Origin of the sequence: Shewanella sp., from assembly GCF_013214165.1 — a bacterium.
Taxonomy (GTDB): domain Bacteria; phylum Pseudomonadota; class Gammaproteobacteria; order Enterobacterales; family Shewanellaceae; genus Shewanella.
The window spans coordinates 61,185-83,542 of the sequence record NZ_JABSSM010000006.1; the positions used below are offsets into that span (position 1 = coordinate 61,185).

The 22,358-nt window shown below is 45.2% G+C and carries 20 protein-coding genes; 13 read left to right on the forward strand and 7 right to left on the reverse strand.

The features are described from left to right. Positions 1 to 202: 202 nt before the first annotated feature. The 6 genes from HRU42_RS03140 to HRU42_RS03165 all read left to right on the forward strand — a co-directional run bounded on the left by HRU42_RS03140 (position 203) and on the right by HRU42_RS03165 (position 5,562). Positions 203 to 1,300, forward strand: a complete 1,098-nt coding sequence (locus HRU42_RS03140; RefSeq protein WP_295028889.1) for an endonuclease/exonuclease/phosphatase family protein — start codon at positions 203 to 205, stop codon at positions 1,298 to 1,300. A 101-nt stretch (positions 1,301 to 1,401) separates the two neighbouring features. Beyond that, positions 1,402 to 2,727, forward strand: a complete 1,326-nt coding sequence (locus HRU42_RS03145) for a BamA/TamA family outer membrane protein (protein ID WP_295028890.1) — start codon at positions 1,402 to 1,404, stop codon at positions 2,725 to 2,727. Positions 2,728 to 2,958: 231 nt separating this feature from the next. Further along, a complete protein-coding gene (locus tag HRU42_RS03150) occupies positions 2,959 to 3,831 on the forward strand; it encodes a hypothetical protein (RefSeq protein WP_295028891.1) in 873 nt (290 codons plus the stop codon). A gap of 314 nt (positions 3,832 to 4,145) precedes the next feature. Beyond that, positions 4,146 to 4,358, forward strand: a complete 213-nt coding sequence (locus tag HRU42_RS03155) for a hypothetical protein (RefSeq protein WP_295028892.1) — start codon at positions 4,146 to 4,148, stop codon at positions 4,356 to 4,358. Between the two features lie 212 nt (positions 4,359 to 4,570). Further along, positions 4,571 to 5,059 carry a hypothetical protein gene (locus HRU42_RS03160; protein WP_295028893.1) on the forward strand — a complete coding sequence of 163 codons (489 nt, stop codon included), beginning with the start codon at positions 4,571 to 4,573 and terminating at the stop codon, positions 5,057 to 5,059. Positions 5,060 to 5,097: 38 nt separating this feature from the next. Then, positions 5,098 to 5,562, forward strand: a complete 465-nt coding sequence (locus HRU42_RS03165; RefSeq protein ID WP_295028894.1) for a cold shock domain-containing protein — start codon at positions 5,098 to 5,100, stop codon at positions 5,560 to 5,562. A gap of 54 nt (positions 5,563 to 5,616) precedes the next feature. Here HRU42_RS03165 and HRU42_RS03170 read toward each other — a convergent pair whose 3' ends face one another. The 4 genes from HRU42_RS03170 to HRU42_RS03185 form a co-directional block, all read right to left on the reverse strand. Then, a complete protein-coding gene (locus tag HRU42_RS03170) occupies positions 5,617 to 6,564 on the reverse strand; it encodes a DMT family transporter (protein ID WP_295028895.1) in 948 nt (315 codons plus the stop codon). A 149-nt stretch (positions 6,565 to 6,713) separates the two neighbouring features. After that, positions 6,714 to 6,857 (reverse strand): hypothetical protein, encoded by a 144-nt coding sequence (locus HRU42_RS03175; protein WP_295028896.1) that lies wholly within the window; start codon positions 6,855 to 6,857, stop codon positions 6,714 to 6,716. 183 nt (positions 6,858 to 7,040) lie between these two features. Beyond that, the gene (locus HRU42_RS03180; protein ID WP_295028897.1) at positions 7,041 to 7,250 is read right to left on the reverse strand and encodes a ribosome alternative rescue factor ArfA; all 210 of its coding nucleotides are present in this window, start codon (positions 7,248 to 7,250) and stop codon (positions 7,041 to 7,043) included. Positions 7,251 to 7,582: 332 nt separating this feature from the next. Continuing rightward, the gene (locus HRU42_RS03185) at positions 7,583 to 7,762 is read right to left on the reverse strand and encodes an SDR family NAD(P)-dependent oxidoreductase (RefSeq protein WP_295028898.1); all 180 of its coding nucleotides are present in this window, start codon (positions 7,760 to 7,762) and stop codon (positions 7,583 to 7,585) included. Positions 7,763 to 8,288: 526 nt separating this feature from the next. Here HRU42_RS03185 and HRU42_RS03190 point away from each other — a divergent pair. Together HRU42_RS03190 and HRU42_RS03195 are read left to right on the forward strand one after the other, a co-directional pair. Then, positions 8,289 to 9,899 (forward strand): YdiU family protein, encoded by a 1,611-nt coding sequence (locus HRU42_RS03190; protein WP_295028899.1) that lies wholly within the window; start codon positions 8,289 to 8,291, stop codon positions 9,897 to 9,899. Positions 9,900 to 10,041: 142 nt separating this feature from the next. After that, the gene (locus HRU42_RS03195; RefSeq protein WP_295028900.1) at positions 10,042 to 10,404 is read left to right on the forward strand and encodes a response regulator; all 363 of its coding nucleotides are present in this window, start codon (positions 10,042 to 10,044) and stop codon (positions 10,402 to 10,404) included. Here HRU42_RS03195 and HRU42_RS03200 read toward each other — a convergent pair. Both HRU42_RS03200 and HRU42_RS03205 read right to left on the reverse strand, forming a co-directional pair. Then, positions 10,399 to 10,911 (reverse strand): YgjV family protein, encoded by a 513-nt coding sequence (locus HRU42_RS03200; RefSeq protein WP_295028901.1) that lies wholly within the window; start codon positions 10,909 to 10,911, stop codon positions 10,399 to 10,401. The genes HRU42_RS03195 and HRU42_RS03200 overlap by 6 nt on opposite strands. 193 nt (positions 10,912 to 11,104) lie before the next feature. Beyond that, positions 11,105 to 11,701, reverse strand: a complete 597-nt coding sequence (locus HRU42_RS03205) for a Crp/Fnr family transcriptional regulator (RefSeq protein ID WP_295028902.1) — start codon at positions 11,699 to 11,701, stop codon at positions 11,105 to 11,107. A gap of 337 nt (positions 11,702 to 12,038) precedes the next feature. Here HRU42_RS03205 and HRU42_RS03210 point away from each other — a divergent pair, with 337 nt between their 5' ends. Next, on the forward strand, positions 12,039 to 13,217 hold the full coding sequence (locus HRU42_RS03210; protein ID WP_295028903.1) for a DUF3103 family protein: 1,179 nt from the start codon (positions 12,039 to 12,041) through the stop codon (positions 13,215 to 13,217). Positions 13,218 to 13,453: 236 nt separating this feature from the next. Here the strand turns inward: HRU42_RS03210 and HRU42_RS03215 are convergent, their stop codons facing one another. Further along, entirely contained in the window at positions 13,454 to 14,158 is a 705-nt protein-coding gene (locus tag HRU42_RS03215) for a UTRA domain-containing protein (protein WP_295028904.1), read from the reverse strand. Between the two features lie 448 nt (positions 14,159 to 14,606). On the opposite strand from HRU42_RS03215, the gene HRU42_RS03220 reads away from it, so the two are divergent. The 4 genes from HRU42_RS03220 (at position 14,607) to HRU42_RS03235 (ending at position 21,688) form a co-directional block, all read left to right on the forward strand. Beyond that, positions 14,607 to 17,282: a TonB-dependent receptor gene (locus HRU42_RS03220; RefSeq protein ID WP_295028905.1), complete on the forward strand. Its 2,676-nt coding sequence runs from the start codon at positions 14,607 to 14,609 to the stop codon at positions 17,280 to 17,282. A gap of 195 nt (positions 17,283 to 17,477) precedes the next feature. Continuing rightward, on the forward strand, positions 17,478 to 18,233 hold the full coding sequence (locus tag HRU42_RS03225; protein WP_295028906.1) for a PepSY domain-containing protein: 756 nt from the start codon (positions 17,478 to 17,480) through the stop codon (positions 18,231 to 18,233). Continuing rightward, the gene (locus HRU42_RS03230; protein WP_295028907.1) at positions 18,233 to 20,089 is read left to right on the forward strand and encodes a 2Fe-2S iron-sulfur cluster-binding protein; all 1,857 of its coding nucleotides are present in this window, start codon (positions 18,233 to 18,235) and stop codon (positions 20,087 to 20,089) included. Before HRU42_RS03225 ends, HRU42_RS03230 begins: the two co-directional genes overlap by 1 nt. 1,392 nt (positions 20,090 to 21,481) lie before the next feature. Continuing rightward, positions 21,482 to 21,688 (forward strand): hypothetical protein, encoded by a 207-nt coding sequence (locus tag HRU42_RS03235; RefSeq protein WP_295028908.1) that lies wholly within the window; start codon positions 21,482 to 21,484, stop codon positions 21,686 to 21,688. Positions 21,689 to 22,358 lie beyond the last annotated feature (670 nt).

Consider the following 22,358-nt stretch of genomic DNA (forward strand, 5'->3'; position numbering starts at 1 on the left):
TCAATCGGCAGATGATTCTACCTCGATAATATGCGTCGCCATAGTGCAGTAAAGTAAAGCTGTGACTTACACTCATTGTTGGTCCCCTGACGGATATTAGCTTGACCCGTTATCATTTTACCTTAGGCTGCTATGTAAACTATCCTTAGAGTTATTTTCGGTATAATCTGCTCACAAGTATTCGCTATTTTTAGGTTCAGCCTTGTTATCAACTTCTTCAGATAGCCATTATCAATTAAAGATAGCCAGCTTTAATCTGTTTAATTTTATTGCGCCTCCCGATGCCTTCTATGAATTTGACAATATTTACACTCAGGAACAGTGGCAGAAGAAGTTAAACTGGATTGGCAAGTATCTTATTGAGCACCAGCCCGATGTGATTGGTTTTCAGGAGGTGTTTAGCCCAGATGAACTGCAGAGCCTCACTAAAGCCTGCGGCCTGAACTACTTTAGCGTGCTGGACTCGCCTCAGGTGATGGACGATTTTATCTATAGTAAGCCTGTCGTGGCATTGGCTTCACGTTATCCTATCAAGGAAGCGGTATCGGTTAACGCCGATAGAGAATGGGCCGAGCAGATGGGGCTAGCGAGTGAGTTTCAGTTTAGCCGTAAGCCCCTTAGGGCTACGGTTGAACTGCCTAAACTTGGCTTATGTGATTGCTATGTGGTGCACTTTAAGTCTAAACGAGCCCTGTTCGATGCACAGGATATCGAGGCTAATTCCGCTACCAGCTCTTTTAGAAAACGTACTGCAGATGCGCAACTCAATACTGGCCAATTACTCGCCATGGAGGCGCTGGGACAATGGGGCTCGAGCGTTCAGCGAGGCAGCGAGGCTGTATTATTGCGTTATGCCATGGTTGAACGTCGAAGTCAGACACAAAACCCTATGATATTGATGGGGGATTTTAATGATATTTTGAGCGATGGCGTGCTTGCCGCACTCACCTCGGTCGATACCCGCATCAAGCCCCAAGCCGATATGAGCCTAGGGGCCATGGGGGATGTAGCCCATCAGTTAGGATTTTATCGTTTACAAGATTCCTATGATTTATACCAAGCGAGTCAATATAGCCTATCGGAACAGGCCAGGACTGCCACCCACTATTATTTTGCTAAAGGCTCGGTACTGGATTACATCTTGCTCTCGAGTGAGTTCGATGCCAAAAATGATTTGAGTCTGGCCGAGGTCGCTCGCTATGAAACCTATGACCGCCATTTGATCAATCCTAGCTTCGAGCATGACAGCCAGAGTACCGATCATGCCCCTGTGATGATATCTCTTGCTATCAGAGAATAATTTAATGCTGCGCTTTGGTAGTCGAATTGCTAGTATGCAGGTGATACATTACTAAATGCTTAATTGTTATCCGTATTATAATCTAATGGAAACCGACGCCTATGAGAGTAAACTGCTTATCATTTTCTTCTATCTCAGTCTGCTTCGGCCTGTTATTCAGTGCTTCCATTCTCGCCACCCCCGCGGCCAATGTGAAAACATCGGTTAATCGAACAGAATCACCCAACAGAGTAAAAGAGAGCCTAGTCTTACCTTATCTCTTCAGTTCAGAGTCGATGGGGTTGAATATAGGTGTCGGCGGCATGCTCAATGGGTATTATCAAGATCAGATGACCATAGGCGGCACAATATTTGGCGGTGAAGTGAGCAAGGGGGCGGGAGGCGGTGTGTGGAATTTCCTTCTGCCAAACACTGAACGTTTCTATTTAAGTGCTTATGGCATGATGGGCTATTATCCTCAGCAGCGCGCTTATGCGGGCGGGTCTCAACATTTCATTGCTGCGGGGACGCCTCTCCCAGGCAGTAATGGCTCGAATAATACCCAGTTCCTCGAGGCCGATGGTTCGTCTAATTGGTTCGACATTAAACTCGAATATGCCCTTCCCATAGGCGCTACTGCCGACAAAGGCATGGTGAAATACCAGCTCAAGGATGGTTTGCTAATCTCTGAGCCCAGTGGGGGAGGAGATTGGAACCCATTGAAATATGGTGCGACCGTGATGGTATTGCGTCAGTTTAATCGCTATCAGAGTTTTGAGTTTGAAGAAGGCGAGTCCGATGGCACGATTCACGCTATCGAGCTGGGGATCTTGCATGACAACACAGATTTTTCCATGAATCCTTCCAGAGGCAGTAGTCAGTACTTTTCAATCTCTCATGATGCCGGCTGGCTTGACTCAGACAATGAGTGGACATTTATCAATTTAGACATGAGTCAGTATTTTTCCTTCGGCGAGTCTGATTATGCTCATCAAAGAATCTTGGCATTAAACTTCTGGACTGGATATTCGCCATCATGGGAGCTGGAATATGACGAGTTTGGCGGTAAGAGAGTGGTCAACAATGCCCCCTATAATGAGGGCGCAACCTTAGGAGGCTTCTATAGAATGCGTGGTTATGATCAGAATCGTTTCCACGATAAAGCGGCCATATACGGCTCTGCGGAATATCGATATACCCTTAAATATAACCCCATCGAAGATGTGAATTGGCTCCAGTTTCTCAAGATTGATTGGTTTCAACTGGTGGGATTCGTCGAGGCGGGAAGAGTGGGCGCGCAATATACTGCCAGTGAGCTGTTAACAGATCTTAAATATGACGCAGGTTTCTCTTTGCGTTTTATGGCCGCCGGCCTAGTGATAAGGACAGATATTGCGGTTTCAGATGAGGGGAGCAACACTTGGGTGATGGTAGATCATCCGTTCTAACGCTTAAATGGGTCACAGTTCTCTTGTTTAGCTATCGCAACACATGCCAAGAGCCATCACTGCTAAGTACCGAATCTTCGGCAATGTTTTTAGCCAAATTAGAATGAACTCAATGATGAGTATAGATAACTCTGAGCTACAACTGCGCCGTTTTTTTATGGGGGCCAGTATCATTGAACCTGGCTTTAGGTTAGCGTTAATCTATACACTGCCAGAGACTCATATAGCCCTATGTTAGATGCCATCTGCACCTTAGATGAGACCAAGCCAGTTACTTATACTGTGTTTAAGTTTCAAAAGCTGAGTGATGCCGATATTGAAAAGTATCGTCAGTCTCTCATCTGCCCAGCTTGTCACGGTAAGGCATACTTTCGTAAAGCCTCGCGAGATGGCAAGGCCGCCTGCTTTGGTTCTCGTTATCATCAGGTTGATTGCAACGAATTTAACCCCTCAAATGTCAAAGTGCGTGAAGAGCTTGCCGCCATAGAAGTGAATCAGCTGCTGGTGGACAGCGATGCTCTGGTGATAGATTTCTCTAAGCGAGCTGGAGGAAAGCGCACTAGCCTTAACTCAATAGATAAAAAGATTGTGGTTAAGAGTAAAGATAAAGGTAATACAGACTTAGTAGCAATAGACTCAGACACAAGAAGCCAAGATGAGCAGTCTGGTATGAGCCGAGTCTCCACGGAGGGCTTAGATAAACTGCTTCACAGCCTGCTTAGGGGCAGTGAGTTAGCCGGATCAGATCTCTGGGTCTATACCGATGACAAGTATCGTTGGCGGGCCAAAAATTTGTTCGTTAACTTTGCCGATGCTGAGCCTACGGATAATGGTGCGCCGCGTATGTACTGGGGAACCCTTTCTCATAGTGATAAAAATATGCACTGGCTTAATCCTGCCGATTGCAGAGATGTGGGAATACCCATCGAGGATTTTCAACAGGCCCTGTGTCAGAGATTCGATATCCATGAACGCAGGGATCTTGAGGGGGCGGGGATAATCATTTTTGGTAAGTGCTTTTTCAATAAAGATAAAACCAGAAAAATCATTCAGCTGTGGGGCAAAGATATTAGCCGGATAGCGATCTCCAAGTTAGACGATTAGCTGATGTAGTGGGCGAAAACAGGCTATACCATTCACGATGCATTGCAAAGTGGGAGGCGCTGGTTGATTTTTTTGCATTTCGCGAATAACAATCTCCAGCTGATATTATTTTTAGGCATTGGTTATCTGCTTTAAATGTCAGTTAGGTGAGTAATAATTTCAAATGATTATCTTTTTATGCCCCATGAAAAACGAGGGATTAAAAACTCTCTACTCATGGTTATAGTGTTTCTTGGCACAGCATATGCTGCATTTAAGTCTAGCTGTATATATCCAATATAAAGGATATAGATGAGTCATATGAGGAGGCTATCATGTCAATTACCAGTCAAGTTAATCCTGCTGAGCCAAAGTTACATTTTAAAATCAATCATCACCTTTATGAGACTTCTAGCTCATATCGTTGCAGAGTCGATTATGTCATCAAGTTGCTCGCCGCCGAAGAGCTAGATCAGTTGAAGGAGGCGCATTGCGCCAAGGAAGATGTGATTAATTTGGAGAAAGATTTTATTAGAGGTTATAACTAGAAGAGCTTATTCTGCTATAGCAATGAATTTTCTCACTGGTTCCCCGGTATTTTATTAGGCCAAAATTTTTGCTTGCTTGCTGGCTGAGGGGAATACCAATCCCTAAGAGCCAGGGTCATCGTTTGTAGGCTTTTAACCATATGCTATGGATGTTTTATCTCTATTGGGATAACTTGAACACAATCTAATTTCCAGTATCAGTGAAGGGGCCAATGTCCTCAGAAATTACCAAGGTATTCTTGCTTAGCTTATTTATCTTACTGGCTGGGAGCGGAGTTGGGATCGGCCTGTATGTTAATGCAGATAAACATGAACAAGGTAAAAACTTAGTTCCGCTTATCCTAGGTTCTTGGGTGAAGATACCTGGTGTTTGCGATGGTAAAACCCATTATGATGAGCTGATAGAGATATTGTCTAAGGAGTCGCTCAGGGTTAAGGGGGAGGTGATTAAGATTGCTGACTTTTCAATATCTGAGACCTTACCGATTAAGATCAGCTGTGATGCTGTGGGTAAAGGTGAGCTATTCGCTCAAACTGCATTTATGGCCGATAAGTATACTCGTTTTTATGTGGGCAAGATGGGTGACTACACCATTATGAAGAATGTGGCCCCAACGGCAGACTTGTGGTTTAAACTCGATACTCATTTTCAGCAAAAGCTGCAAGCAATGAGCAACATGAAAAATAGCCATAGACTCTGAGATGAGTTTAGCTAAACTTTGCACTGGATTTTTTTAGGATGGCACTCGATACAGGTATGAAAAATCAGATGTTAAAGGGCGTATTGAGCCACTGGAACGATGACAAGGGATTCGGATTTATCAGGCCAGCTGCGTCTCATGCCGATATGATCACTTTACATGGTCCAGCCAGCGAGCTGGACATATCTATCCATATCTCGGTATTGAAACACATGAGCAGACGTCCTAAGGTCGGGGACACCATCTTTTTTCTGATAGAGACTAAACTCGACAGTAAACTCAATGCCATCCAGGCTCATATTGAAGGGGTCGAAGCCAATACTGATAATGTGCAGGGTCATAAGCCCTATCTAGGTAATGGCAATAGTAAGATCCCTATCTCCTCATCGGCTGTCATAGCACGGCTATTCATCATAGCCGTGCTGCTTAGCGGTGGCAGCCTGATTTATCAGATGTTCACTGACACAAATACATCAGCAAAACCAATCTCAGTACTCCATTGATTCTTATTGTTACTGCAATGGGTGTTCTCCCAGATGCTGAACTTGTGTCAGCATCTATTTAAGCTCACCGCTCTTTTTCTTCATTCGCTTGCGCTTGATAACATCCACGGCAGTTTCGCCAAACTGATATAGGCCCAGACCGGAAATCACAAACATGGCACCTATGACTAAGGCATTGGTGATTGTCTCGCCATTAAGCTGGGCCCCTAACATCATGGCGAACACGGGTGTTATCAAGGTCACCAAGGCGACAGTACTGGCCTGCAGATGCTGCAAAATATAGAAATAGCCGATAAAGCCTATCAGGGATCCAAACACTCCCAGATACAGAATGGACCAGAGTGATCGCTGCTGCCATGTATCTATTGGCAGGGTGCCGTCGAATATCAGCCAGGCCAAGATAAATATGGGTGTCGAAAACGCCAATGCCCCTACTGTACTGGCAATGGGATGAATATTTATTTTAATGGTTTTTATTAATACGCCGCTGAGACTAAATAGAAACACCGCGGTTAACATCAATACCAGGCCAATCCAGCTATCTGAGCCCAATGACAATTTAGATGAACAGACAATCCCTAATCCGATAAAAGCCATGGCCAGGGCGAGTAGCTTCATGGGGCCAAATTTGGCCTCACCGAGCAACCTCTGCGCCAGTAAGCCTGAAATGAGCGGCGACAGGCCGAAGATCAGCGACATGGTTCCCGACGCCAGATAGCGAGCCGCAAAGTAGCTGAGCAACATGCCGCCGACTATGCCTATGGATGAGACGCCATAGAGCTTCATTGCCGTCTTGCTCCAAGGCATTCGAATACGGGTTATCAAGAGGATCAAGCTCCCCAGTGACAAGGCGATCATCATTCTCAGCAACACAGCCATGGTCGGATGAACAGACTCGCTGCTCCAGACTATGCCCAATGGTGTGGTAGACCAGATCAAAACCACAGATAAAAAGGCTGCGGGAACCATTCTGGACAGTGTTGCCGGGACTTGCTTTGTCATCTTTTGCCTCGCTGACAGCTGATATTAATAATTTGAATCAAAACATGGGTCTTGAATATCAAACTTGTGGTCAACCGAGCAGAGAGCGGGGCGGGAAGGGGGAGTTATCTGCCGCAATGCTATCTTCTGCGGCTGGGTAATGGTGTAGACTAGTGCGCCATCTCCATCTCATCCGCGGGCGGTTTAAGCCACACACAATTCATCGCTCGGGTTTGTGCATGGGGGACCAAGAGTCGCTTGTGCACTAATAGCATTTTATCTGGATGATTTGCCTGAGATTGAGTTAACAACATGAACTAAACCCTGTTTCTTACTCTTGTGGGGGGAGTTAAGTGAGCATGCATAGTGTATCTCTTAAGGTATGCTGTCAATTGAAAATCTAATTTATTTACGGCTAATGAAGAGGTTGCTTTTGATAGGTTTTTTCGGAAAGTAGTCAATGTTTTAGCTGAATTGAGGAGGGGATTTTAAATTTATTAGCAGGTTAAAAAGTCGAAAGGGGCATTGCCCTTCAGCATATGCCCCCTCTGTTGTTTGCGCTGGTATGAACCCTTGCCCTTCTTGGGTTTCTCGGTCCTCATTCTAAAAAGCTTACTGGTGACTAATGCCTTCAAGGCGTTGTCTTTGATGGTGCCGCGACCGCTATCGTGTGGCATACCGGTGCCGGACTTATGTTGTTTAGCCATAGAATATTCCTATTTAATTGGTGTTAATTTTCTCTTGTTAGCGTCAGAGATAAAGCTAGCCATAAGGGGGAGCCCTGTGGGTGACTATAATCCAGAATTCAAGTATAAGTAAATAGCCTTGTTGATCATTCTCTATGTTGAAATCACTGCAGGTTTAAGATTGACGTCGGCGGTATTTTTCCTTGTTCTTACGGCCGATGGGATAGAGCAAACCACGACTTGCACGGCGCAAGCTGGGGAACAGCTAGCCTAATGTAGTGAGTTTACCGCTAAACCATGCGGGCCTGACTTAGGCATTAGGGGGATCACGAGTGCTGCCACAAACAGGGCGATCATAGATTCACATCCACCATGGCCGCTATCTGCTCCGGCGATCTTTGACTCAATTCGCCTCTATGGCGCAGGCCAGCATTGTTCACTAAGACATTGATGCCGCCAAATCTTTTAACCCTAGCCGCGACTAACTGTTCATACGCCTTAAGGTCGGCAATATCGGCCGTCAGGGTCAACACCTTGGCATTAGGGTATTGGCCTCACTCACTCTTATAAACTCGCTAACCCTCTGGCTACGAGTACCAGGTTAACCCCTCTCAGGAAAAGCCTTAAAGCTCATGCACACAAGCCGCGCCAACGCCCTTAGATGCGCCGATGAGCAGTACCGTCGCGTCCCATCGGCAGCCAGCTTGTAGATGTTGGCATCCTCCCTGTTCCTTCCTTCTAGTCAGCCCTTGTGCCATCCTTTGTATGAGTCATGATGCATTTTTCTGAGTATTGTCGTTTCAATTTGGCTATATTTTTAACCTCTGCCTGCTGTGCTAGCGATTAACGACAGCATACCCTCTGGATAATAGAATGAATATCGCGAAATATCGCACTAAACATTCTATTAAATAGGATTAATGTCGGGGAGGCTAGATTTCGGCGCTCATGTTTACTATCGCGTCATATGAATTAAGTTTATGCATAAAGCGAATGAACCGGGAATAATCCAATCTGGATCACCTTCCGGTGCAGATTGAGGTAAGGTAGGGACTAGGGTTGCAAGAATACTTTTGTCTCTATGGCATGGGAATAATGATGAGTAGTGTGAAGATAGATCTGGGGTTGGCCTTCGACAATAGTTATGCAGAAAAATTAGCGGGTTTTTATACCTTATGCTCGGGGGCCAAAGCGCCAAATGCTGAGCTAGTGAAATTAAATACGCCATTGGCGCATAGTATCGGCCTGAGTAATAAAAATCCGGCTCAATTAGCCGAGGTGTTTTCCGGTAGCCAGGCGCCAATAGGTGCCAGTTCATTAGCGCAAGTTTATGCCGGGCATCAATTTGGCGGCTTCAGTCCTCAACTCGGTGATGGCAGGGCACTATTGTTGGGGGAAGTGCTAGATATAGACGGTAAACGTGTGGATGTTCAACTCAAGGGCTCTGGCCGGACGCCATTTTCACGAGGGGGAGATGGTAAGGCGGTATTGGGCGCCGTTCTGCGCGAATATATCGTCAGTGAAGCCATGTATGCACTAAACATCCCCACCACCAGGGCGCTAGCCGTAGTCACCACCGGCGAGCAGATCATGCGTACTCAACTCCTGCCTGGAGCCGTGCTCACTCGCGTCGCAACCAGCCATATACGCGTCGGCACGTTTCAGTTTTTTGCATCCCGCGGTGAGCAAGATAAGGTTAAGCAGCTGGCCGATTACGCCATCGAGCGTCACTATCCAGAACTTAAATGCAGCCAACAGGTTTACCTGGACTTTCTTGGTGCGGTTTGCGACAAGCAAGCTGAGTTAGTCGCCCGCTGGTTATTGGTTGGTTTCGTTCATGGGGTGATGAATACCGACAATATGACCATTAGCGGCGAGACTATAGACTATGGTCCTTGCGCCTTTATGGATGACTATGATCCCCTAGCTGTATTTAGCTCCATCGATAGAGACGGACGTTACTCTTATATTAATCAGCCAGTTTTAGCCCAGTGGAACCTGGCCAGATTAGCCGAAACCTTGCTGCCCTTGATAAGCGATGATGAAGAGGAAGCGGTAGTGAAAGCCACCCAAGCCGTTACCAAGTTCTGGGATGTGTATCAAGGCCATTGGCTCACCGGCATGCGAGCCAAGCTGGGTATATCTAACGAGGAGGAAGGCGACCGAGCACTATGCGAGCAACTGCTTGAGTCTATGTCGGGGCAGGAGGTGGATTTTAGCCAGCTCTTCCGCCAACTGGCTAGCGATCTTGAAACTTGCGGTCTCGAGAGCGAGAGTACCGAAGATATTAACCTTGAGAGTACAAGCTGGGAAAGCGACGAGTTATTCAATGATGCCGCTAAGTTTATCCAGTGGAAGACGTTATGGATGGCGCGCCTCAGGCGAGATGTGCAAGCAAGAGGAAGGCAGTTAAGAGAAGAGTCGTCCCAAGAAACGCTTTCTCTGCCTGACCGCGTTGCCATGATGAATGCTGTTAATCCTGTGTATATCCCTCGAAATCATCAGGTTGAGCATGCCATCGAAGCGGCAGAGCAAAGAGCCGATTATCAGCCGTTCGAAAACTTGCTTAGGGTACTCGACAATCCCTATACGCCACAGCACGGGGCCGAGGAATATGCCAAATCAGCTCCCGCGAGTTTTGGGCCCTACACCACATTCTGTGGGACCTAAGGGGAGTGGGCTAAACAGGCTTTTTATGAGTGTTAAATGTGCTAACTAAGTTTTTATAATCTCGTACTATTAACTATACAGCTGTCATTTTGTTACAAATTGGTTACAATGGTTACATAACAATTAGATCTGAGAGGGCTAGATGCAAAGAGCTAAAATTTTGATAATTGATGATGATCCTGTTTGTACCGGGCTGTTACTGGCAATGTTAGGCGATGATTATCAAGTCACTACTGCCAACTCAGGCCGTGGTGGCATAGAGATCTTAAATTTATCACTCCCAGATCTTATCTTCCTGGATATCACCATGCCAGAGGTGAATGGCTACCAGGTGCTTAAATTCCTTCAATCGGACTCATCATTAGCCAATATACCTGTGGTTGTTATCAGCGGCTTAGTCGAGAGCTCAGATCGTGATTTTGCGCTGAAACTCGGCGCTAACGATTACGTCAACAAGCCTATAATGCCTGACGTGATACAGAAAATAGTCGACCATTATCTATAGATTTTTTTCGATGGATAATGTGAAGCCGTAATATCGGTAATAGCCCAGTAAGTTACTGCCGATAAATAGCAGCTCCATCAGTACCGCTGTGGGAGAGCCTATCATGGCGTTATTGAGCAGCCAGATGCTGGTGCCTAACAACATAAGTTGTCTTAACCTTTGATCGCTTGGACAAAATGCTGCCCAAGTTTGGCAGGCACTGGCTGCAAAACTGATTAAGCTCAAGGGCCCACTGTATGTTGCTAGGGTAATGAGGGTACTTGCGGCTAGAAACAAGATCATCCAACATTTCGAGTGGCTAAAAATGCTGACCAGATATCTGATCGAAGCAAGCAGCATTAGCATGCTTGCGGTCCACTGCTCGAGCAGATAAAAATGGCTACTGATTAGAACGCCAGATACGCATAAGCAAGCAACGATTTTTTGTTTCTGTTTGAATTGGAATGAAATGAGATCAAAAATGATCGCGATAGCGATCAAGCCTTGAGATATTGCAAATGCAGACATAGAACAACCTAACTAACGAAATGCTTAGTTAACAAACTAAGCTGAGATAGGCCAAGGATAGTGATAAACGGCAGGCAATGAATTAACCTAGGTTAATTGTGATGACTTTTACTTATCCTTATTCATTTTTATCTCCATTCACATCACCACTCTCACAGTATTTTAAATGTCGTCTGATTATTCATTAACAGTTCTATAGCCTTGCTTTTAAACGTGAAAGACTCACCGGGGTGATGCCAATATAGCTAGCGAGTTGAATATTATTGAGTTTATTCACCCAAAGAGGCCTGTTTTCTACCAGGAAAAGATAACGCTGTTCGGGTGTGTTCAGGAGGAAGAATGCTTCTTTTTCCTCTTTGTAAATGAGTTGCTGGCTGAGTAAGGCTATCTTGGCTAACTGCCAGTCGGCTTGAGATAGTAGCTCAAGTGGGACTCGAATTAGCCGCGTATCTTCTATCGATTCAATCTGGTACTTCGCTGGAGCCTGAGTCAACCATGAACAATATAGGAAACATAACTCATGTTCGAAATAGAACTCTTTCGACAAGATACTGCCTGAGTCGCCATAATGACAAGCTGTTAAAATACCGGATACAATAAAATAAGCATATTTTTGCTCTTCCTCCTGTAACAATAATACTTCGCCAGCATTCACATTTATGGTTTTAAATTGTGCCCGATCTCGCTCAATAGCATTCTGGCTGAGGCCTAATATTGCAAGGAAATGGGTAAGGGTTTTATGATGTAGCGGGTCATTGTCAGGCTGATTATTAATAGTATTAATCATCATAGTATTTGCGTAATAAATTAAATTAAATCCAGTGGCGTCAATGATAACAGTCATATGGCCAAGCTAGATTAAATAAAAACAGAAATTTTATTCGCCCACGAAAAACAAAATGTAAATTATTTTTTTATATCTGATCGAATACCGTCGCTTTCCCATATTAAAACATCAGTTATTCAAGTTATTTCTTCAATTTAGATTAAATTCTTAATAGAGTTAATGTTAATAATATTGATAACTATTGTTATTGTTATTTACATGTCTTGTTGTATATGTTCATATGTTTTCTAGGACCGAACTGAAGCAGTATAAATGAGTAATATTCAATAAGGATATAAATATGAAAAAAATGACTTTAGCCTTGCTTATGATGACGGTACCTCTGGCTTGCGCTATCTCATCGCTTAGTTTCGCCGAGCCTGTAAAATCCATACAGCAGGCATCACAATACAGTATCAGTGTATCGAGTGCTAAACGTGAGATAGCACTGGATCTCAGTCGCCAATACGCGCGAGTGTTACCCGTGATGCAATCGAATATTAACCAATATAACCTGGCTATGGATGCTAATTTAGCGTACCAATCCAGTGGCAGCGACACTAGGGCATTACGTCAAAATGAGTTGGGTATCCGTGCTGCGAAAGGGTTATATACTGATACTGAATCTCAGGTTCCCAGTCTGATTCAATTTCGTCTGGCCGACGTCAGCATGCTCAGTGATTGGCAGCAAGGTGAGTCGCCGTTATTTGCCTTTGAGCCTGATGGTGATGATAAGCACTGGGCTAACATCGAGGCTTATGATGTAGACGGTAATATTCACCTATTAGATGTTTATCAGCTTCCACAAAGACCCGTGATTGTGATTGGGTTAGACAAGCAACAGGCCATGCGTGAAGGCCTGGCTGTGATGCAAGGCATATTTTCATCGAGCATAGATTCTGCCAGCCAGCTCAAGAGGGCTAAGCGTCAGCTGAGTGCCTTTACTGCCGCGGAACAGCCCATATCGACCACAGTCATCAAGCAGATCAGCGTGCAAGATGATGAGGAACCCTGGATATCGGGTAAAGCCGAGATCTATGGCATAGTGACCGGGGTTAATCCAAGCCGTGATGAGCCGGTATTGGATATCATAGAGATGCCTTATCTCGATTATTCAGACACCGAATATTATCCCAATCAGATCGTCATTCATTGGGAGCGCTACCGTTGGGCAGCCGCCGATCTTGTCTTGATGGAGCATGATGATGGCACTAACTATAAAGATATTGCGACCGCACTTCTGCTTGCTGCCGAGGAAATTTTGAAGGCCTATCCGGATCCTGAAGTTCAGGGATTTGCCATCATAGCCAAGATCACTAATGGGATCCTTAGTGCGATGCCCGATGCCTGGTTCACCAATGATGATGACTTTGTGGATGTGTATTACACCTTACAAGAGGGTGAGACCTACACCAATCATTATGGTGCGGTCGGTAATGCCAGGGCACACTTCGCACCTCTGATGATCCAGCCAAGATAAGCTAACGTAATACCATTCCATATCAGTATCGGCAAGCTTGTTCGTCAGCAGATGGAGCGAGTCTTGCCGTTGTTGCACTAATGTCGCGACTCTAGCCATGATGCTTTCCACTCTGAAAATAGTACCCTGGACTTGTCAGTGCTCTTCACGGGAGAGCGGATAAATCCTTATATTTCTGACCTAAGCCGAGCCGTTGGCTAGTGTGGCCACCAAGGCGTTATCCGAGTGTCGATCTTCTATTGAGCCAAATCCAAATGGCTCGTCAGCTTAAACCTGTCTGCCGGATGGTATAACACAGCATAACAAACAGGCTTGCCATAGGAATGTGTGATGCGTGTGACTTTCAGGCAGGGGGTATTATCATCCAACTGCAGGTGATGGATTAAGATTTTAGTCGGCATGACGGCTTCGACGGTTATTTCTGCTTCGGTCACTGGGGTAATAGAACTGAGATATTCGCTGGCGGTTACCTTGCTAAAATCTTGTTGTAAAAAAAGCGGGATTTGTGCGGCACTCACATACCTTTCCTCTAGTTGGATCGGCAATTCATTCTCCCAATGCACCATGACAATCTTAAACACTGTGCTGCTATTGAGCGAGCGGGAAAAGTCACTGTTATCTTTGGGGATCAGGGTGAGTTTACTCAGAACCGTCATTTTATGCACATGACCCCGTGAGGATATTTCATCGGCGATATTGCGGATCTCAAGCAATGAGCTTTGTGACACGGGCTCTTTTACGAAGGTGCCCACACTAGGCACACGTTCTAGCACACCTAAGTTAACCAGCTCATCCACGGCTTTTCTGGCAGTCATGCGACTGGCAGAAAACTGGTTGGCTAATTCCGTCTCTGAAGGGATCTGATAGCCGACTTGCCACAGGTTCGAGCTGATATTATCTTTGATCTCATTTGAGATGAATCGATATTTAGGTAGTTTCATTTAATCTTATTATTACCCGGTGCTAGCACTTAACTGAACTATCGAAGTGCTTAGTGTATATGCCAAACAAGGCTAAAACATTTGGCGTTCATAATATAGACCAAGCCAAGGTTCCATCCTATTTCACTTACTATTCAAACCTTAACGCTAAACATTTCTATAACACCAGCAGTATATACCACAAAAATAAGGTGTCAATTTTAAACTCGTTTGTCGTCATAATGCATACAAAACATGCTTCTAAGCCGATGGGGAGCCGAGTGAGTAAAAATTCATACCAATCAATAACAAGTCCGCCCCCTCTAGCCTTAGCAACATAAATAGTCAAAATAATTAACTTTTTATGTTGTATATACCGGTATAGTCCTGCATAGTATTTCGACGATTTAAGCACATACTAATAAATTCCGGCATGAATCGGATGCCCTGCAACACTGGAGAATAAACAATGAAAGCTACACATTTCCGCCCCAGTCGTATTTTCACCGCATTGCTCATATCGGGTGTGATCTTGCCGACACAATATGCATCAGCACAAGAGAGCCAAGCGGTTGAGCGCATTCAAGTCACGGGTTCGAAAATTAAACGCACGGATATGGAAGCGGCAAGTCCTGTGTCTATTATCACAGCGGCGGACATTAGTGCATCCGGTATAACCAACATAGAAAATTTACTGCAGAGAATGTCTTTCTCCGCCGGCAGCGCCGGTAACGCCACTAATGCATACTGGACCAGCGGTGGTTACGGTACTGCTCAGGTCAACTTACGCGGACTAGGAATTAAACGTACTCTGGTGTTGTTAAACGGTCGTCGAGTCGTTGGTGGTGGCACAGGAGCAAACAGCTCTGTGGATTTAAACATGATCCCCACATCTATGATTGAGCGCATCGAAGTGTTAAAAGATGGCGCTTCGGCTATCTATGGCGCCGACGCGGTTGCCGGTGTGGTGAACATCATCACCAAAAAAGAATTTGATGGCGCCGAGTTGGATGTCAAGGTGGGGATGACGGATAAAGGGGATGGTGAAAACCATGATATCAGTCTCACCATAGGTGGGGAGTTCGATAAGGGTAATTCGGTATTCAATATAAGCTATAGCAAGACCTCGGCAATCCGCCAGTCTGATCGTATCGATTGTGCAAAATATGGTACTAAGCAAGGGACATTCGAATGTTTCGGCAGTAGCACCAGCGAAGGCGGACGTGCGCTGTTGGCCGATGGGAGCCAGGTGCAGTTCAACCAAGATCCCGATACGGATGCAAACGGTAACAACTACGGCGACTACGATGCATCGATTCACAGTTTCGAATGGATCCCCTACCTCAATGCCGTCAGCCCGATGGAAAGAATTAACCTGTCTAACTTTACCAACTACAACATCAATGACTCATTACAGTTATACGTTGAGGCCAGTTACTCTAACCGCCGCGGCGAGCAGATCGTCACGCCGCGTAATGGTTTTAAGGGGATAAAAGTCGATGCTGATTTTAAGTATAACCCTACGGGACAAGACGTAGAGTTTCAGAAGCGTCGTAACACAGAATTAGGAGCGCCTTTCTTCTTCCAGGAAACCAATACCTTCAGAGTCGTCACGGGTCTGCAGGGATTTTTGGACAATGGCTGGGAATGGGACATTTCATATAACTACGGTCGTAACACAGGCACCGATGGCTGGACCTTCGACATAGATCCTGACAAGGCTGCCCAGACACTGAACGATAGCATCTGTACCTATGATAATAGCAATGGTATTCCCTGTGGTGACTGGTTCGGTAAAGATGAGCTGAGTCAAGATGTCATCGATTATGTGAAATATCGCCGCGAAGGCACCGGCGGCAATGAGATGCGTGTTTTTTCGGCGAGCTTGAATGGTTACTTATTAGACATGCCAGCCGGTGAGCTTGGTTTCGCTATCGGTGCTGAGAATCGCAGCGAGAAAGGCTGGAGAAATCCAGATTCCACCGTATTGAATAATGGCTTGGAAGATGCCATCAGCGGCAGTTACGATGTGAATGAAGTCTTCGCCGAACTCTCGGTGCCTTTGATAAGCGATGTGTATCTGGCTGAGAGTGTCGCTTTGGAACTGGCGGCGCGTTATTCGGATTACAGCACTGTCGGGGCTGAAACTACCTATAAATTGGGACTCACCTGGAAGGTCAATGATGAGCTAATGGTCCGTGGTGTGGTCTCTACGGCGTTTCGTGCGCCAGTGATCACTGAGCTGTTCGGTGGTACCAACGGAGAGAACTTACGCACCATAGATCCTTGTGAGAATGCCACGGGAAACATAGCGACCAATTGTCTCGCCGATGGTGTACCAGCCAATTTCGAGCAAGATGGGACCACAATTTTAACCAGTGTGGGTGGCAATCCTGAGCTGGGAGCCGAGACGGCAGACACCACAACCTTAGGTCTGGTCTGGCAACCAAGTTACGTGGAAGGCTTATCTGCGACGGTCGATTATTTTAACATCGAAATCGAAGATGCCATCACTTCGGTCAATGGCTCAGACACGCTCAAGCTATGTTATGAAAATCCTGTGGCTAATGCCAAATTCTGCGATACCTTCAGCAGGCATCCTGTGACAAATCAGGTCGATGAACTCAATCAGCGTCCGGTCAATGCCGCCGTTGAAAAGGTCAGTGGTATTGACTTCAATACCGCCTATACCTTCACCCTGTTTGGTCTAGATAGCAGCGCAAACCTGGATATCACCCACTTACTGACTCATGAGAGCACACCATTTTCGGGTGAGGAGACTATCGATAAGGTTGGCTATATCACCGAAGATCAAGGTAGCTACACCGAGTGGCGTGGTAACTTAAGTTATAGCGTGATGACTGATGATTGGTCTGCGACCTACTCATTACGTTATATCGGCGCTGCGGATGATGTGAATGGTAGTGATAATGACCCCTTAGGTAAGTCGGTAGATGCGGTAACCTATTCCGACGTATCGGCCTCTTACTACTACAGTGAGGCACTTCGCTTCACTCTGGGAGTCGACAATATCTTCGATAAGAAAGCGCCTTACCTGACATCATGGAATGATGCTAATACCGATGTTATGACCTACGATCTGGTCGGCCGCCGCGGGTTCTTGCGCGCCGTGTATCAATTCTAAGCTAGGTTAAACGAAACCGCCTAGGCCCTATGGTTACCTACCATAGGGCCTTAGCTGTTTCCTTGAATATAAAGTACTGAGACTAACGCGTTAAAACTAAAGTATTAATAGTAACATTTTTAACTGGCAGCATAGCCCAGCATCACAACGTTAGCCGGTGTAACTGTGTGATGTTCTAACAATAGAGGTAAGGCAATGAGAGATTCGATGAGTCTGCTTAAAACCAGCAGAAAATACCATAAGTGGCTGATGGCATTTATTGGCATGCAATTTGTTATCTGGTCATTCACTGGTGCCTATATGGTATTTATCAATATTGATTACATCCATGGCGATACACTCGTCAACAATGCACAAGATAAAATTGACCCACAAGAAATCAAATATCCGTTACAAACATTATTGCAACAGCATCCAGGCGCCGCAGATATCAAGCTGGGTAGATATTTGGATAAGCATGTCTACCGCTTCAAATTGACCGATAAAAAAGTATTAATAGATGCATCAAATGGTCAAATTATTCCTTCTCTGAGCCGTGAGCAAGCCGAGCACGCTGCGCAATATTATTATACTGGCACAGGAGATATTGATAGTAGCGAGCTGTTCAGTGAACATGCACCCTTCGATCTTAATCCGGCGGCGCTGCCTGCATGGCAGGTAAACTTTACCGATTTTGGTTCCCCCACTATTTATGTGTCGGCAGAGACGGGCTTACTGATGGGGAAACGGCATGACTTTTGGCGCTTATTCGATTGGATGTTCCGCTTTCATGTGATGGATTATGACAAGGGGGAAATTGATAACAGCCTATTGTTCTGGTTTACCCTCCTGGGCATTTTGTCGTCCATCTTCGGCCTAGTGCTGGTTTATTTCCGCGTGTTCCGTAAAGAAGCAGCAGACCTGACACCGCCTACCGCCAATAAAAATAATAATCTAGAAGGGGCTGCCTAATGATTTTAGTCAGAAAAATCCATAAGTGGACCTCTGTCATCGTCGGTGTTCAATTCTTGATCTGGCTTGGCAGTGGCATGTATTTTAATTTCATGGACCATACTAAAGCTTCGGGTCATACCTATAGAAGCCATCACACAGTCAGCCTGGCATGGGAAAAATTTAGCCTTCGAGAGCCTCAAATCGTGTTACAGCAAGAGGCTACAAGTACCTCTCTGGCCTTAATCCAGTTAGCCGGGGATCCCTATTACCTGCTAAATCATCAACGTGGTTTATACGCGAACTTTGTCAATAAATACTCACTCATCGATGCCGTTAGCGGCGATTTGGTGGATATGGGCTCGGACTTTGCCCAAAGACTGGCGGTTCTATCGTATACCGGTCCAGGCTCTGTGATATCGACGACATTCATATCCGGCCATGTCGAAGATTTTCCTAAACAAAAAAATCCCGTATGGCAAGTTAATTTCGACGACGATCTCGATACCAGTGTCTATATAGAGTCGGGTTCGGGGCGTGTAGTCGGCCACATCGATGACGATAAACGCCTGGCTGATTTCTTATTAATGTTACATTTTATGGACTATACCAACGAAGGCAGTTTTAATAATGTGCAAATGATAGTGTTTGCCTTCTTGACCTTATTCCTCTGTATTACAGGCTTGATATGGACGATCGATTTGGCCGTTCGGGGTCAGTATAGTCTGAAAATATTTGCTCGAAAGAAGACAGTTAAGCTCTTCGACAGAAATCAAAAGAGCCTGGGGAAGGTCACGATTTCCACCCATGAAAACTTATTGGATGCCTTGGTGGGACATGACATCATCTTGCCCTCGACTTGTGGCGGGGGTGGTACCTGTGGTCGCTGTCGTATCATGATAAACCAGAAGGTGAATTACACTTCTGCCGATAAACTGCATTTTAATGAACACGAATTGGAACAAGGTTATCGCTTGGCCTGTCAGCACTTCAGTGATGATGTTGAGCAGATGACCCTAATGGATATCACGGATGCGAAAAAATATAAACTGCAGTTGATCCGGTCGACTTACCTTAGTCCCTTCATCAAGGAGCTACGCTTCAAGGCACAGGCTAAGGTCCCCATTCGTTATCGGGCCGGTGCCTTTATGCGCTTTTTTATCCCAGCAGCTAAGGGGGGCTCTATTCCACAAGATCTGCCTACTGCGTATCAGCCAAGTTGGCAAGATGTGCCAGACACCCAATATCAACACGGTGATTGTTCTCGAAGTTATTCGCTTGCGGGCATTGACGAGGCGACTAATGAGCTGGTTTTTGTCATCAAGATGCAACACGCCAGCGAAGCATCCATGCGTCCGGGCATAGCGTCAAACTATCTTTGTAATCTCAGTGCCGGTGACACCATAGAGGCCATTGGTCCGTTCGAAGAGTTTTACGCTAAGGATAGCAGCGATAAACCCTTGGTCTTAGTCGGTGCCGGTTCGGGAATGGCACCCCTCAAAGCCTTGATCGAAGAGCAACTGTTCTTACTCAGCTCAGATGAGAGCAAAACACCACGGCCACTGCATTTCCTCTACGGTGCCCGTAACGAAAATGACGTCATCTATGTGGATTATTTCTATAATCTGGCCAAGAAACACGCTCATTTTCATTACTACCCCGTGCTTTCTCAACCGGACGAAGACTGGCTCGGCGCAACGGGCTACGCTCAACATGTGCTGGCGTTAAACTGGGATAATATTACCGAGCAGGGGCGGCCTGAGTTTTATTTATGTGGCCCCAGCGGGCTGATGAATGACACCATCAAATTATTAAATGACAAGGGAGTAGCCGAGGAGGATATCGCTTTCGATGAGTTTACCAGCTCCGCGGCCTAGTGAGATCTAAGGGCAAGGGGCTTGAGCCTTTAGCGTCTGCTTGATAATGTACCTAGACTCCGACGGGGCTGTCACAGCCCCTGAGTCGACACTCGGTATTCAACAGACGGCTCATATTGAGCTCCTCTCTGCCCCTTGACCTAATTAAGATTTAGAATTAAATGATGTTCATATACTTTCTTTGATGAGTGGGACTGGAATTAGTTTACTCGATACGTTATCCATCAACTTATCTGCGTTATATGGTAAATCATAATGCCTAATCGCCATAGATGATGATTAACTCACAGTTCAAAACGGATCGCTCACTCTTGCTTTTGGGGGTAAAGATATCTGCCGCTCGCATACCAAAAAATGTTTCCCGCTCACCATGAAGATTTCCACTATGAAAATCGACACTCGGACTTGTCACTCATCTTCATGGGATATCGGATAAAGCCCTGACTCTTGTGTTAACTTTCTGCTTTGATACATAAGTTGAAACTCTCCCATACTGATGTTTTAAAATAGTTCATATTTTGAAAATATCTAACAATTTTAATCGCGTGATTTTGATCTTATTTTTGGTCTGGATATACGAATTCAGGTGTATTAGACCAGGCAATCGTTTGCGCAAGCATTTACGCGGTTATTTCACCGTTTTGAACCAGATCCGTGAGATGAGATCACCTTAGCCTATTATTCGGATCTTACTGCGCCGCCGTGTAAGCGCCAGCTATCCAACTAAGTAAAGAGAGACTCAGATGGCCAAATTATCCGTATTGGGCAGTATCAATGTAGATCTCCTAATGCAAGTCGGCGCCGCGCCTAAGGGTGGGCAGACTATTCAAGCTAAACAGTACTAAATAGTGGCCGGGGGCAAGGGCGAAAATCAGGCTGTAGCCGCGGTGAAGTTGGGAGCGGACGTGGCGGCATTATCTATGACCCGCATACGTGACATTTTGCCAAGCCTGCAGGGTATTTCCTATGCTCAGCATGCGTGACGCTGCCAAACTGGCTAGTGTCTCAACTATCATCACAGTTTCGTGCTTAACAAGACACGGTTTACCTCTGCCGAGGGTAAGGGCAAGATCTTGTTTTTTTTATGGAGAAAAATAAGATCGGTGGCAGTTATTTTTTCTTCTGTTAAGGTTTTTACCACACAACAAGCATAGTGGCTGAGTTCAATGGTGACATTGTGATATGGATGTATTGTCTGCCTATTTGTATCTTGGTGTCCATCAGGCTGCACTTCATAAATATGACTGATAGGCTTAATGTGGGCCTGACAAGAAAAGATAAGCGGGTCTCGACCCTGTCTCACTTCTATGCCGAACGACTATAATTTACATTAATAGGTTTGTTTTAATATGACGCTTTATTAATGATAGATAAAATGAATAGGTAGTGACTATGACAGTACTCAAAATTAAAAATGTGGGTAAAGGCTTAGGGCTGGAGCTACCACAAGAGGTGGTAGAACGGCTCCATCTTGGTGCCGGAGACAGCATCTGTCTCGAGAAGATGGCACATGGCAGTTATCGCCTCGTCACTAAGGATGATGAATTAGCCGAACAAATGACACGGATTGAAGACTATATGCATGAAGAGGATGCATGACGCTTCCCCTCATTGGTGACACCAGTTAACACTGAGCTAGTTTATCCGTGAGTGGGATATGATGAAGGTTTATAACCTAAAGACAACTCGATATATCCTTGATAATTAACGTCTGTCTCGCTTCTATGTCATATTCAGGTTATGGAAAGCTTGCCATGATCGAGGCGCTGGGGTTATTGCCAAAGTCTTCGAGGAAGTCGCTATGTTGACCGCTTCAGTATTAGATGTCATCGCATTTATCTGTTTTGTTATGAACTGGCTTGCCTCTATTACTGTGTTAATACTTGCCGATGTGGCTGTCACCTATGGGTGAGTATTTTTATGATATCAATAACACGAAGAGAGTCGCCGATAATGTCCTGATTATCCGCTGAATATCGACAGTTACATAAAGTTAGCTAATATTGTTTTTAAATGTGGTTTTAAATAATATTTGTTTTACATGTGTCCTGAGTGTGATGATTTCACCGGTATTAAGTTGTTTTTTTGATTTTAAGTGTGCCTGTTGGTTTGTGTTTTTATTTATTGTTAATTTTACTGTGGTAATTAAGTCTCATAGGTATAGCTTTGTTGTGATCACATTCAAATAACAAAATAATAAGGCGATAAATAATATAAGTATTGATAATAGCTGAGGTTCCATTAGGCTTGCGCTTTATCTTTAAATGTG